This is a genomic window from Salmonella sp. 32010601201800023SM, from assembly GCF_017572235.1.
GTDB classification, from domain to species: Bacteria; Pseudomonadota; Gammaproteobacteria; order Enterobacterales; family Enterobacteriaceae; genus Salmonella; species Salmonella enterica.
The window spans coordinates 564,997-577,413 of record NZ_JAGEQS010000001.1 but is presented as its reverse complement, the minus strand read 5'-3'; the positions used below and the strand labels follow the sequence as shown (position 1 = coordinate 577,413).

Below are 12,417 nucleotides of genomic sequence, written 5' to 3'. Positions count from 1 at the left end.
ATCAGGTAATATTGGCTACAGTTTACGGTAAAAGCAAAGTCCATACTTTAACTATTAATGGGAGTATGCTGGCCGGGCGGCTTGCGGGGCCTTCATGCTCCCACATCTATAATGTTGGTATGATTACATTCTCTCTATACTTTACTGTGCTAACCTTTTATCTCGTTGAGATAACGTTTAATTAAAATGCTCTCTTTTTGATGTACATTATAAGAGGAGACATTATTCATATTTTCGAAATCAGGGCAGACGATATGTATACAACCATCAGAAACACAACGCTAGCAATGGTAGCGTGTTTTTCGTATATCGCACATGCCAGTACCCACCCTCCTCTTATTATCACCAGGGGAGCCGGAGGAGACGCCTCCGGAGCCACAGTCATTCATGATAATTGGCGGCATGGCACTCCTGACCTGGTCAATCTTACCGATATCCCCATAGATAAAATCAGACCAGAAAAATACCGTTGCGTACTGATTATTGGGCAAGGAGCTATAAAAGAGATGCTTCTTGCGAACAATGCCTCAGCAATACTTTCCGGAAAAACTGTTGGTCTTTACACTCATCTGATCGATCAGAACACGCTCAGATTACTTCGGCAATTGCAGAACAAAGTGAGATTCAATCTCTTTTTTACCCGCTCACAGATAACTCTACTAAAACTAAGGAACATTTCAGAATATAATTTTTTGAGTTCTAAAGCAAATAATGTCTGGGGACAAGACTCACTAGCAATTGAAACAGTGGCACCTGACAGGGGTAATATACCGGAAAAAACGCTTCCCCTCAAAACAACAGATTATGTGATCTGGCTGGGTGGAAACTATACTACCTCCTCTGGTACGCAGCGTATCTTCACAAACGATCAGATTGTTGTAGCCCTGAAACCACTACATAATGTTATTTCATCAAATGCATCGATTGCTATTATGCTTTCACCACGTTTTTTTGATAATAGCATGAGTAAAGAAGCAAAAGTTAAACGACTGAAGGCAGTGCTTAACACCTTTTCGCGAAACAGGGTCACATTTTATATGAGTAAGAAGATGCTTGCTAATCTGAAAGAATTTGATTTGCCAGTTCAACTATCCCCTTCTTACGCAGAGCTGATGCGAATGCCCTGGGCCAGCGCTACCCGGCATTTTGCCTCTGTGGATCAATATAACCTGTTTGCTGATCTCATACCTAAAGTCACGCCGTTTCTTCTTGAACCGAATGATGCCGATCAAGCTCTCTATGCGACGGATTATCTTAATACCCGGCGTGTAAGTCTGACCCAAAATATTCTTAACCATGGTTGTGACTAAATAAAACGCGCAGAATCCGGGATAGTTAGCAATCCAAAACAGACCGTTAGCCATGAGTACTGTTTATCTTCACTATACAGGGAACAACCAAATTACTGACGACACAAATCAAGCCGATACCCGGAATTCGGCTATACAGGCGCTCTATTCAATTCAGGCCCAGAAACAATCCGGTCCCCATACAGGACACGGCCTTCCAACTGCTTTAGCGCATTACCAGTCCAGCTTCGATGCGCCTTCTGTCGTCTGCACTATTTCACTGGTTTTAATAACGCGATGATAACCATAAACATCAGCGTATTTCGTCATTCCGGTTGCGGTGTCAACCTCCGGCTTACCCTGCGTTTCAATAATCTCTCCCGTCCGGGTCGTCATGGTATAGGTCGTTGTACATCCGGCTAGCATCAACACTGATAAGCTAAGTACCGTAATAAGTCTACATTTTTGCATTTCTCGTTTCCCTGACACCTCTATTTTTGATGTACTTTACCGAATACCGCAACGGCAAGATGGATGATTAGGGCTATTGCTCCCTGTTTGCCCGTATCTGATTGGCTCAGGTTTTTTGATGCACTGCGTTAATCCGGCAGTAATCGCTCCAGCACATCCCCAGCCAGAAGCACGCTCTCCTGAAGACGCTCCAGGCTATACCCCGCTCGCGCCTTGGCGGAAAGTCCCGCCATTAGCGTCCCCATAAAGTCCGTCGTCCGGTCAGCCTCTTGCGGATACCGCATGGCGACATAAGTGCGAATCAGGTTTTCAGCAGCGATGTAAAACTCGCAGGCGGCCTCTCGTGCCGGTTTATCGTTACAATGAGCGCCCTCCAGAACCAGACATCCGGTAGCATCAGGATCGGCAGCGTAACGTCTTGCCGCTTCCATCAGCACATCGATAAGGCACTTCGCGGTCGGGCGATCGTGACGCAGAAGCGCCCCGAGCGGAATCGCGTCGGTCATCCTGTAACGCTTTAATACGCGCGTATACAGCCCTAGCTTGCTGCCAAACGCCGCATAGAAACTGGGAGGATTGATCCCGAACGCTTTTGTCAGATCCGCTACGCTCACCGCGTCGTATCCGCGCGAATGAAATAAGTGTTGAGCGGTTTCAATGGCTTGCTCCGGATCGAACTGGCGAGGGCGACCCGGCGTTCGGCTATGTTTTGTAGTCATCACTACATAACTCCTTGACGGCATGATTTCATTACGCATATTGTAGTGGCTACTACAATATCATAAAGGACATCCTGATGACGCTATTTCGCAACAAATCTGTACTGGTTTTAGGGGGAAGTCGTGGTATCGGCGCGGCTATTGTACGACGCTTTAGCGCTGACGGCGCATCGGTCGTTTTCAGCTACGCCGGATCGCGCGAAGCCGCCGAAAAACTGGCAGCGGAAACCGGAAGCATCGCCATCCAGACGGATAGCGCCGATCGGGATGCCGTCATCAGCCTCGTGCGTGAGTACGGACCGCTGGATATTCTGGTCGTCAATGCGGGCGTCGCTCTCTTCGGCGATGCGCTGGAACAAGATAGCGATGCGATAGATCGTTTGTTCCGCATTAATATCCATGCGCCTTACCATGCGTCAGTCGAAGCAGCCCGCAACATGCCGGAAGGTGGACGCATTATTATTATCGGTTCCGTGAATGGCGATCGGATGCCCGTACCGGGAATGGCCGCGTACGCCGCCAGTAAATCAGCCCTACAAGGGCTGGCGCGCGGTTTAGCCCGTGATTTTGGCCCCCGCGGGATTACAATAAATGTAGTGCAGCCAGGCCCCATTGATACCGACATCAATCCGGAAGATGGCCCAATGAAAGAGCTGATGCACAGTTTCATGGCGATCAAACGACACGGAAGACCTGAAGAAGTGGCTGGAATGGTGGCATGGCTTGCCGGTCCGGAAGCTTCTTTCGTCACCGGCGCGATGCACACCATCGATGGTGCCTTCGGAGCCTGACGGCCAGGCGAATATCACACGGTTGCCGTCTACGCTCCGGCAACCGTGTTAGAAGCTGTTCATGCGAGAAAACATCCGCAAGCGCCGGGATCAATCGTGGATTTTAACGCCAAGACAACCGCGAACAAATTCAGGATTAAAATGCTTCACCGCTTCGCCAACGTAGCCTAAATCAAGGGCGTTGATTTGAGCCATTTCATTATCCGTTAGTGAGAAATCCCAGATGGCAAAGTTCTCTTCAATGCGTTCCTGTCGAGTGGATTTAGGAATAACCGTGACGCCACGCTGCACGTTCCAACGCAGGACAACCTGCGCGATGGTTTTTTGATGGGCATCGGCAATCCTTTGAAGCATGACATTTTCATACGGTTTATGTCTCCCGCCGCCTAACGGCGCCCACGCTTCAGGCTGAACGTTATAATGCTTCATGGTTTCCAGCGCGGCGGGTTGTGCAAAGTATGGATGCAATTCGACCTGGTTTACCATTGGCGTAATTCTGACGGTTTCACAGAAGTTGGCTAACACATGCGCATAGAAGTTGGACACGCCAATGGCTTTTAGTTTACCGGCTTCATAAGCGTCTTCCAGCGCGCGCCACGCACTAAAATAATCGCCCATTGCCTGATGCAATAAATAGAGATCAAAATAATCTAACCCGGATTTTTTCAGCGACGCTTCAATACCTGCTTTGGCCAGATCGTAGTTAGCCATATCTTGCACCCACAGTTTAGAAGTAATAAATAACTCCTCACGGGTACACAGACCTGTCGCGATGGCTTTACGAACAGCGTCACCAACGGCATCTTCATTGCCGTATACCGCAGCGGTATCGATAAGACGATAACCGCTGCGAATAGCGCTTAACACTGACTGCTGACATTCTTCTTTGTCGGTTACCTTAAAAACGCCAAAACCCACCATAGGCATTTTAAGGTTGTTACTTAATATTGAATATTCCACGCTAAAGCACCCTTTCGTCGTAAAGACGCCATGATAAGAGCAAAATACAGGTACAATGAGTATTGTTAAATCCGATTATATTTATACAAAAAGTTCATTAATAACACTTGTACAGATTTTTTATTGCATCCAAACGTTCAGTGCTTGCTATATCCTCGCCGTGTAGCACCTGTTTGATAATGCCTTTTACTTATGCGTCAAAAACCAGTACCGTCATTTTGACCGTCTGTGAAAAAGTTTTCTGAACAGGCAATGCGATATCCGGAATAATATTTTTTAGCGAAGAGGCTCCGGCTGGCTCAGCGCCGTTTTGCACCAGTCATAAAAAGCGCGTACCGCAGGCGGCAGAAACCTGTTTTGCGGATAGACCAGCGCAAGCGGCAAATCGTAAGAATGGTTGTCCATGCAGGTCACCAGCGCCCCGCTGTGCAGATACGGCGCAACCAGATAGCTGGCGACGCGAATTAACCCCAGTCCCTGTATTCCGGCCTGAATATAAGCGTCCGTATCATCGACAACCAGCGTCTCCTGCACCCGTATCGCGTAATCCTTCCCTTCACGCGTAAAAAACCAGTCGGTGGTACGCCCGGTGCGGTGGTTCAGGTAGCCGACCGCATGGTGCTTTTGCAGATCATCTAAATTTTCAGGGCTACCGTAACGCTCAATGTAAGTGGGCGATGCTGCTATCACCCAGTTAAAGCTGGCAAGTGGACGGGAAACCAGCGTGGTGGAATCATCGATCCTGCCGGCCCGAATCACGCAGTCATACCCTTGAAGGATAATATCCTCCACGCTATCGCTGGAACAAAGTATCAGCTCCAGCTCCGGATACTGGCGCAAAAAGGCCGGGAGCGTGGGAATAATGCAATGTCGGGCGAGAGATTGCGGCATCCCCACTTTAAAACGCCCTTTGGGTTGTGCCGCCCGGCCGGGAAATGACGACTCCATGGCCGCGATATCTGCCAGCACTCTTTTGCACTCTTCGTAGTAACGCCGCCCCTCTGCGGTCACACTAAGTTTGCGAGTTGTACGTTGCAAAAGTTGAATCTTAAGCCAGGATTCCAGTTCTTTAACCACTCGCGATACCGTTGAGCGCGGCACGCCCAGCACTTCGGCGGCTCTGATAAAACTATGGGTATCCACTACGCAAACATAGACCTGCATCGCTTCCAGCTTGTCCATTTTCCCCCCGCCAATTATCCCATTTATCAGAACAGTCTAACCCGTCTTCGGCGTCTTATCGAACGCAGATCCCTGACGTAATCTCTATCTACAGGTGAATCAACACAGAGAGGTGCAAATGAAACAATCCAATAATCAGGTGGGTGAAAAAGTATTGGTGCTGGGCGCGGGACAACTGGGGGCGTCAGTGCTGGCGTCGTTGGTTCCGGCGGTCACACAGCGTAATGGTTCCGTTAGCGTTATTGTGTCAGGGCGATCCAGGGATAAACAGAGCAAACGACGTTCCAGCATTCATCAACAACTGGCAGATGCCGGTGCGCGGTTTATCCCGGTCGACATCGCAGGCAGTTCGGTTGCAGCGTTAAAAGATCAATTCCACGGTTTTGATACGATCATCAATTGTATGGGGTTTGTCGCCGGTGCGGGTACCCAGATAAAAATCACCCGCGCGGTACTGGAGGCGGGCGTTAAGCGCTATTTCCCCTGGCAGTTTGGCGTGAATTACGATGTGGTCGGCAAAGGCAGTGGCCAGCCGGTGTGGGACGAACAGTATGACGTCAGGACGCTTTTGCGCGAGCAAAACGTCACAGAGTGGGTGATTGTTTCAACTGGTATATTTACCTCTTTTCTCTTCGAACCAGCCTTTGGTGTGGTCAACTTAGCCAAAAAAACCATCAATGCCCTCGGCGGATGGGAAATGCAGGTCACCGTCACGTCGCCTGCGGATATTGGTCGCCTGACCACTGAAATTTATCTGCATCAGCCGCGTATCACTAACGAAGTCGTCTTTGTCGCGGGGGAAACGACCTCTTATGCAAAACTGGCGGAAACGGTCGAACGCGTGACGCAGCAAACTTTTACCCGAGGCGTATTGACGCTACCTGACTTACAGGAGCAACTCCGTTTACATCCGCATGACCCAATGCTGCGCTATCGCGTCGCCTTCGCGCGTGGTGACGGTATGTGGTGGCCGATGAGTGACACCTGGAATGCACAACATCATCTGCCGACACAGGATATTGCCGCCTGGCTGAAAACACAGCAATGAGAACGGCGGCATCAGGCGCTCGCTTAATCCCCATGCCTTCTGCCAGCATCAGGCGGCGGGCGTGGCTACCTTGCGTTAACAAGAAACCAGTACGCATCAGTGCTTCACGATATACATTGTACGACTATAGGCCACATCTTCCGGGTTAGTAATGGGGTATCCCTTTACCCACGGTTTAATTAACCGGCCATTGGTATACTGATAAATAGGCGCTATAGGCGCTTGTTCCGTTAAAATTTTCTCCGCTGCATTGTAATCCGCGTTACGCGCTTCGGCGGTATTTTCCATCGTCGCTTGCGTCAGGATTTTGTCATAAGTCGGATTAGTAAAGCGTGAAATATTCCCCGTATGCGTGGACGTTAATAAGGATAAGAAAGTCGACGGTTCGTTGTAATCACCCACCCAGGAGGCGCGAATAACATCAAAATTACCGGTATTCCGGCTGTCGATATACGTTTTCCACTCCTGGTTTTGCAATTTCACATCCACCCCCAGATTTTTCTTCCACATTGACGCCACCGCAATCGCGATTTTCTGATGGTTTTCTGAGGTATTGTAAAGCAGAGTTAATTTAAGCGGCTTCTGCGATCCGTAGCCTGCTGCACGCAGCAATGTTTTCGCCTGGGCGTTAAGTTCTTCCTGGCTCATTTGTTCAAACGGTGAAGGATCGGGCTTAAATCCTGCCGTGACATCCGGTGTAAAATGCCAGGCCGGTTTTTCACCGGTACCTAAGACTTTTTCCGCCATCAAACGGCGATCAATGGTCATACTTAGCGCCAGACGAACGCGGGAATCCGCCGTCGGCCCTTTCTGCGTATTAAACGCATAATAATAAGTCCCTAATTGCGGCGGCGTATAAACTTGCCCTGGAATATCCTTCAATAATTTCTGGTACAGATTTTTAGGGAAAGATTCGGTGATATCAATATCACCGGCAAGATAACGTTTCGTCGCAGCCGACTCCTGGTTAATGGGTAAAAATGTCACTTTTTGCAGTACCGTTTTCGCGTTATCCCAGTAATGCGTATTAGGCACGACCACCAGTTTTTCATTTACCACGCGCTCTTTAAGAACATACGCGCCATTGCCAATCAGTTTTCCCGGCTTCATCCAGTCTTTGCCGCTTTCAACATTCGCTTTTTGGACCGGATAAAAGGCAAAACTGGCGGTCAGACTGGCAAACCAGGGCAACGGCTTGTCAAGCTGAACACGCAAAGTGTGCGCGTCCACGGCACTGACGCCAAGCTGATCCGGCGTGACTTTACCGTCGATAATGGCTTGCGCATTAGTGATGCCAGCCAGAGCGGCAAACCAGGCGAAGGGGGAAAGCGTTTTGGGATCAACGAGGCGTTGCCAGCTATAGACAAAATCCTGGGCGGTCACCGGCGTTCCATCGGCCCATTGCGCATCATCCCGCAACGTAAACGTCCAGATACGATTATCATTGCTCTTCCACTGGCTGGCGACGCCAGGGATAATTTCACCCTTTTCGTTCTGGTTAACCAGCCCTTCAAACAGATCGCGGATCACCTGAATTTCAGGCAGCCCAACGGCTTTCGCTGGATCTAACGAAGCGGGCTCATCTTTGATATGACGCACCAGTTCTTGTTTCTCTGCCAGTACCGTTCCGCCGGGAACATCCGCAGCATATGCCAGGGAAAAGCTGCTAACCAACAGCGCACAACAGGTTACTGAAACAGAATGCCTCATAGAAGTTCCTCAAAGATGAGTTAAATGACAACGTAATTATTTGTTTCAGCAGAAAGAAATGCAATTATCTTCCGCCAGAAAGTTGATATCGCGCCATACAAGAGGGTAAATAGAAACCATTTGATAATCGGCGGGTTTTACACAACACTACGATGATTACCCTACTGGTCTCAGCTTCGGGAAACGCGTATGACTGTCACCCGCCCCCGTGCCGAGCGCGGCGCATTTCCGCCAGGCACTGAACATTATGGACGTTCGCTACTAGGCGCGCCGCTAATCTGGTTTCCGGCGCCTGCCGCCAATCGCGAAAGCGGTCTGATACTGGCTGGCACCCACGGGGATGAAACCTCATCCGTGGTGACGCTCTCCTGTGCGTTACGCACCTTAAATCCAACCCTTCGCCGTCATCATGTCGTACTTGCCGTTAATCCTGATGGCTGTCAACTGGGGTTAAGGGCAAATGCGAATGGCATTGATCTAAACCGTAACTTTCCCGCCGCCAACTGGAAAGCGGGTGAGACAGTTTATCGCTGGAATAGCCGCGCGCAAGAGCGTGATGTCGTGCTGCTAACCGGCGACCATCCCGGCTCAGAACCGGAAACCCAGGCGCTTTGCCAGTTAATTCATCGACTCCAACCCGCCTGGGTCGTCTCTTTTCACGATCCGCTAGCCTGCATTGAAGATCCACGTCGCAGCGAGCTAGGCGAGTGGCTGGCCGATGCTTTTGCGTTGCCGCTGGTGACCAGCGTAGGTTACGAAACGCCCGGTTCGTTTGGCAGCTGGTGCGCCGACCTCAACCTGCACTGCATTACCGCCGAGTTTCCCCCTGTTTCCGCCGATGAAGCCAGCGAAAAATACTTGCTGGCGATGTCGAATCTGCTTCGCTGGCATCCTAAAGATGGAGTTGACCCGTCGTAAAGCGTAGCGCGGGCTCAACATCAACCGCCAGCCATGTTGGGCCATCAAGATCGGCGAAGCTCACCTGCGGCATAAGCGGCAGCGCGGCGCTAATCGCTCTTGATGTACAGAGCATACAGCCCAGCATCAGGCCGAATCCTTGCTCCCGCGCCTCCGTTGCCAGCGCCAGCGCCTCAGTCAGACCGCCGGTTTTATCCAGCTTAATGTTGATCATATCGTAGCGCCCCGTCAGGGCTTTCAGACTACTGCGAGTATGGCAGCTCTCATCTGCACAGATGGGCAACGGATGAATAAAATTTTCCAGGGCGGCGTCATCCTGCGCGGGCAGCGGTTGCTCCAGCATCGCGACATTCAGATCCGCCAGTAACTGGCAACGCGCCGCCAGCCCCTCCGGACGCCACGATTCATTGGCGTCCACAATGAGCGTCGCCTCCGGCACCGCCGAGCGGATCGCCACCATACGTTCGCTAATCAGACGAGCATCGAGTTTAATTTTCAGCAACGTCGCCCCTTTTTCCCATAGTGCCGCCGCACTGGCTGCCATCTGTTCCGGCGTGCCTATCACTACCGTTTGCGCGGTAGTAAAAACCGGGGCCAGCGTCACGCCGAGCAGCCCGGCAAGGCTTTGCTGCTGCTGGCGGGCCTGCAAATCCCATAAGGCGCTATCCACCGCGTTGCGCGCCGCGCCTGCCGGCAACAGTTTCTGCAATGCTTCGCGAGTCAGCCCGTTTTCCAACTGAGGCACAATACTCATGATTTGCGCCATGACCGAGGCATCACTTTCACCATAACGTGGATATGGCGTACATTCCCCGATGCCTTTTACGCCCTCTTCTTCCAGTTCGACAACGACAACATGCGCTTCGCTTCGGCTACCACGCGCAATAACAAAAGGCGTATGTAACGGCCAGGTTTCCTCATATACCTTAACAGATCTCATCTCTTCCCCTCTGATAGCGCCGGACGCGGCTTGCTACAAATAGTATTTGCCGTGTTAATGAATAATGACTTAAACTGGATTTCGACGTTAACTATAAGTAAATAGGAACATAATTATGTCACAGACTGTACATTTCCAGGGTAACCCGGTCACCGTTGCCAACGTTATTCCGCAGGCTGGTAGCAAAGCACAGGCTTTTACTCTTGTCGCAAAAGATTTGTCTGACGTTTCCCTCAGCCAATATGCAGGCAAACGCAAAGTGCTGAATATTTTCCCAAGCATTGATACTGGCGTATGCGCCGCATCAGTTCGTAAGTTTAATCAACTGGCCACAGAAGTGGAGAATACCGTCGTATTGTGCGTTTCTGCTGACCTGCCTTTTGCACAGTCGCGTTTTTGCGGCGCGGAAGGCCTGAGCAACGTTATTACGCTTTCCACTCTGCGTAATAACGAGTTTCTGAAAAACTACGGCGTCGAAATCGTTGACGGCCCGCTGAAAGGTTTGGCGGCGCGCGCAGTCATCGTGCTTGACGAAAACGACAACGTTATTTTCAGCCAGTTGGTGGATGAAATCACCCACGAGCCGGATTACGACGCCGCGCTTAATGTCCTGAAGGCATAAGCCAGCGCCTGCTGGCGCTACGTTTGTCAGTACTACAGGCGGTGCTCTTTTGTCACAAGAAGGCCTCTATCCGGAGGCCTTCTTTTTTTCTACTCTTCACCCTTCTTCTGGCTCAGACCATATTCACGCAGCTTATTGGCAATCGCTGTATGCGATACCCCCAACCGTTTCGCCAGTTTACGCGTACTCGGATAGCTACGATAAAGCTGAGTAAGGACAGAACGTTCGAAACGACTGGTAATGTCATCCAGCGAACCTTCCATCGCATCCTCGCCGACTGCCACCGTCGCGGCATCGTAGTCAGGCAGCAGGATATCCTGCGGACGCAGCTCATACCCTTCCAGTTGCGTCAGCGCCCGGTAAATCGCATTTTTAAGCTGGCGAACGTTACCCGGCCAGCCGTAACGAGTGAGGACCGTACTCAGATCGGCAGACAGTTTCGGTCGCGGAACGCCCTGTTCGTCGGCAAAACGCGCCACGAACAGTTCGGTCAACGGCATAATATCCTGCGGACAATCGCGCAACGGCGGCAAATTAAGCGTCAGAACGTTAAGTCGATAATAGAGATCTTCGCGGAACAGTCCTTTTTGCACCAGCTCCACCAGATTTTTCTGCGTGGCGCAGATAACGCGGACATCAACATGAATTTCGTGATCTTCGCCGACGCGACGGAACGTACCATCATTGAGAAAACGTAGCAGCTTCGCCTGCATACGCGGCGACATTTCGCCAATTTCATCCAGCAGCACCGAACCGCCATTCGCCTGTTCAAAAAAGCCTTTTTTACCTTCCGGCGCATGGCCAAATAGTTCGCTTTCTACCGCATCTTCCGGGATTGAAGCGCAGTTGAGCGCCAGATACGGCTTCGCTGAACGAGGGCTTGCCTGGTGACAGGCATAGGCGAAAAGATCTTTGCCGGTTCCCGTATCGCCGGTAATCAGCAGCGGCGCGCTGAGCATCGCCAGTTTGCGCGCCTGCTCAACGACGTGCTTCATCTTTGCGCTCACGGCAATAATCTGACTAAACGCGCTCAGATCCTGCGTGGACAAATTCTGTAGCTGCTGCCCCATACGAATCGTGGAACGCAACATCACGACCGCCCCGGTCAACACGTATTCGTCATTTTCGTTTTGTAAATGTACCGGCGTAATCTCCATCAGGAAGTTTTGCCCGTTGATTACGACATGTTCGTTATGGGAGCTTTGCGGGTTACCGTCCAGCCAGCGCTGAAAATTGAAGCCGTTGATTAATTGTGCGGCGGTATGGTGCCGCATTCGCTCCTGGCTCTGGGCAAAAAGCTGACAACTCGCCGGGTTCGCCATCTCCACTTTACTCTTCATATCCAATGAGAGCACCGGCTCCGGCAACGCCTCAAGCAGCGCGCTCAGGGCCAGATGTTCACGTTCGGACGGCATCCAGGGAACGGTACGGACATCCGTTACGCCGGAAATACGGCGGATTTCGGCCATCAGGCTGCTGAAGTCGGTGAATTCCAGCTCAGCAAAATTAAGATAAATTCGCCCAATGGGATCAATCTCGATTCCGCGTAAATCAATGCTACGTAACACCAGTAAATCAAGTAATTCGCGGGTCAGACCAAGTCGGTCTTCACAAAAGACTTCCAGACGCATGGGAACCTTCACCTGAATAATGAACCATTAAATAGATGATAAGACACTATTCGGCTGGCAGGAAGGATTCTGTCAACAAATATTGACAGCATGACGGAAAAACGGGCGCTGCGGCGTAAAGCCAGGCAATCAGCGC

Annotated in this window: 12 protein-coding genes; 5 read left to right on the top strand and 7 right to left on the bottom strand. The window is 50.9% G+C overall.

What is annotated here, in order from left to right; translation table 11 throughout:
• The first annotated feature begins 200 nt into the window (after positions 1–200).
• On the top strand, positions 201–1,310 hold the full coding sequence (locus J4617_RS02965; protein ID WP_065680814.1) for a hypothetical protein: 1,110 nt from the start codon (positions 201–203) through the stop codon (positions 1,308–1,310).
• Between the two features lie 213 nt (positions 1,311–1,523).
• Here J4617_RS02965 and J4617_RS02960 read toward each other — a convergent pair whose 3' ends face one another.
• Entirely contained in the window at positions 1,524–1,760 is a 237-nt protein-coding gene (locus tag J4617_RS02960) for a YgdI/YgdR family lipoprotein (protein ID WP_017465586.1), read from the bottom strand.
• A 128-nt stretch (positions 1,761–1,888) separates the two neighbouring features.
• Positions 1,889–2,479 (bottom strand): TetR/AcrR family transcriptional regulator, encoded by a 591-nt coding sequence (locus J4617_RS02955; RefSeq protein WP_000208474.1) that lies wholly within the window; start codon positions 2,477–2,479, stop codon positions 1,889–1,891.
• A 77-nt stretch (positions 2,480–2,556) separates the two neighbouring features.
• Between J4617_RS02955 and bdcA the strand changes: the two genes are divergently transcribed.
• On the top strand, positions 2,557–3,270 hold the full coding sequence (gene bdcA, locus J4617_RS02950) for an SDR family oxidoreductase (RefSeq protein WP_000171957.1): 714 nt from the start codon (positions 2,557–2,559) through the stop codon (positions 3,268–3,270).
• 90 nt (positions 3,271–3,360) lie between these two features.
• Here the strand turns inward: bdcA and J4617_RS02945 are convergent, their stop codons facing one another.
• Positions 3,361–4,230: an aldo/keto reductase gene (locus J4617_RS02945; RefSeq protein ID WP_000456780.1), complete on the bottom strand. Its 870-nt coding sequence runs from the start codon at positions 4,228–4,230 to the stop codon at positions 3,361–3,363.
• A gap of 276 nt (positions 4,231–4,506) precedes the next feature.
• Positions 4,507–5,412, bottom strand: a complete 906-nt coding sequence (locus tag J4617_RS02940) for a LysR family transcriptional regulator (protein ID WP_000359210.1) — start codon at positions 5,410–5,412, stop codon at positions 4,507–4,509.
• Positions 5,413–5,530: 118 nt separating this feature from the next.
• Here J4617_RS02940 and J4617_RS02935 point away from each other — a divergent pair, with 118 nt between their 5' ends.
• Entirely contained in the window at positions 5,531–6,460 is a 930-nt protein-coding gene (locus J4617_RS02935; protein WP_000814362.1) for an aromatic alcohol reductase, read from the top strand.
• Positions 6,461–6,556: 96 nt separating this feature from the next.
• Here the strand turns inward: J4617_RS02935 and J4617_RS02930 are convergent, their stop codons facing one another.
• Positions 6,557–8,170: a peptide ABC transporter substrate-binding protein gene (locus tag J4617_RS02930; RefSeq protein ID WP_017465587.1), complete on the bottom strand. Its 1,614-nt coding sequence runs from the start codon at positions 8,168–8,170 to the stop codon at positions 6,557–6,559.
• 189 nt (positions 8,171–8,359) lie between these two features.
• On the opposite strand from J4617_RS02930, the gene mpaA reads away from it, so the two are divergent.
• Positions 8,360–9,088, top strand: coding sequence for a murein tripeptide amidase MpaA (gene mpaA, locus J4617_RS02925; protein WP_000219108.1), 729 nt, complete (start codon positions 8,360–8,362; stop codon positions 9,086–9,088).
• On the opposite strand, the gene ycjG is transcribed toward mpaA, so the two are convergent.
• A complete protein-coding gene (gene ycjG, locus J4617_RS02920) occupies positions 9,063–10,028 on the bottom strand; it encodes an L-Ala-D/L-Glu epimerase (protein ID WP_001258067.1) in 966 nt (321 codons plus the stop codon). The genes mpaA and ycjG overlap by 26 nt on opposite strands.
• A gap of 115 nt (positions 10,029–10,143) precedes the next feature.
• Between ycjG and tpx the strand changes: the two genes are divergently transcribed.
• Positions 10,144–10,650, top strand: a complete 507-nt coding sequence (tpx, locus tag J4617_RS02915) for a thiol peroxidase (protein ID WP_000084401.1) — start codon at positions 10,144–10,146, stop codon at positions 10,648–10,650.
• Between the two features lie 89 nt (positions 10,651–10,739).
• Here tpx and tyrR read toward each other — a convergent pair whose 3' ends face one another.
• A complete protein-coding gene (tyrR, locus tag J4617_RS02910) occupies positions 10,740–12,281 on the bottom strand; it encodes a transcriptional regulator TyrR (protein ID WP_001235493.1) in 1,542 nt (513 codons plus the stop codon).
• Positions 12,282–12,417: the final 136 nt, after the last annotated feature.

What these genes read in the sequence shown, in the direction of transcription:
- J4617_RS02955 (WP_000208474.1), bottom strand. Translation starts at nt 2,479, where the DNA reads ATGACTACAAAACATAGCCGAACGCCGGGTCGCCCTCGCCAGTTCGAT.
- ycjG (WP_001258067.1), bottom strand. Translation starts at nt 10,028, where the DNA reads ATGAGATCTGTTAAGGTATATGAGGAAACCTGGCCGTTACATACGCCT.
- J4617_RS02960 (WP_017465586.1), bottom strand. Translation starts at nt 1,760, where the DNA reads ATGCAAAAATGTAGACTTATTACGGTACTTAGCTTATCAGTGTTGATG.
- J4617_RS02965 (WP_065680814.1), top strand. Translation starts at nt 201, where the DNA reads ATGTACATTATAAGAGGAGACATTATTCATATTTTCGAAATCAGGGCA.
- J4617_RS02935 (WP_000814362.1), top strand. Translation starts at nt 5,531, where the DNA reads ATGAAACAATCCAATAATCAGGTGGGTGAAAAAGTATTGGTGCTGGGC.
- tpx (WP_000084401.1), top strand. Translation starts at nt 10,144, where the DNA reads ATGTCACAGACTGTACATTTCCAGGGTAACCCGGTCACCGTTGCCAAC.
- bdcA (WP_000171957.1), top strand. Translation starts at nt 2,557, where the DNA reads ATGACGCTATTTCGCAACAAATCTGTACTGGTTTTAGGGGGAAGTCGT.
- mpaA (WP_000219108.1), top strand. Translation starts at nt 8,360, where the DNA reads ATGACTGTCACCCGCCCCCGTGCCGAGCGCGGCGCATTTCCGCCAGGC.
- tyrR (WP_001235493.1), bottom strand. Translation starts at nt 12,281, where the DNA reads ATGCGTCTGGAAGTCTTTTGTGAAGACCGACTTGGTCTGACCCGCGAA.
- J4617_RS02940 (WP_000359210.1), bottom strand. Translation starts at nt 5,412, where the DNA reads ATGGACAAGCTGGAAGCGATGCAGGTCTATGTTTGCGTAGTGGATACC.
- J4617_RS02930 (WP_017465587.1), bottom strand. Translation starts at nt 8,170, where the DNA reads ATGAGGCATTCTGTTTCAGTAACCTGTTGTGCGCTGTTGGTTAGCAGC.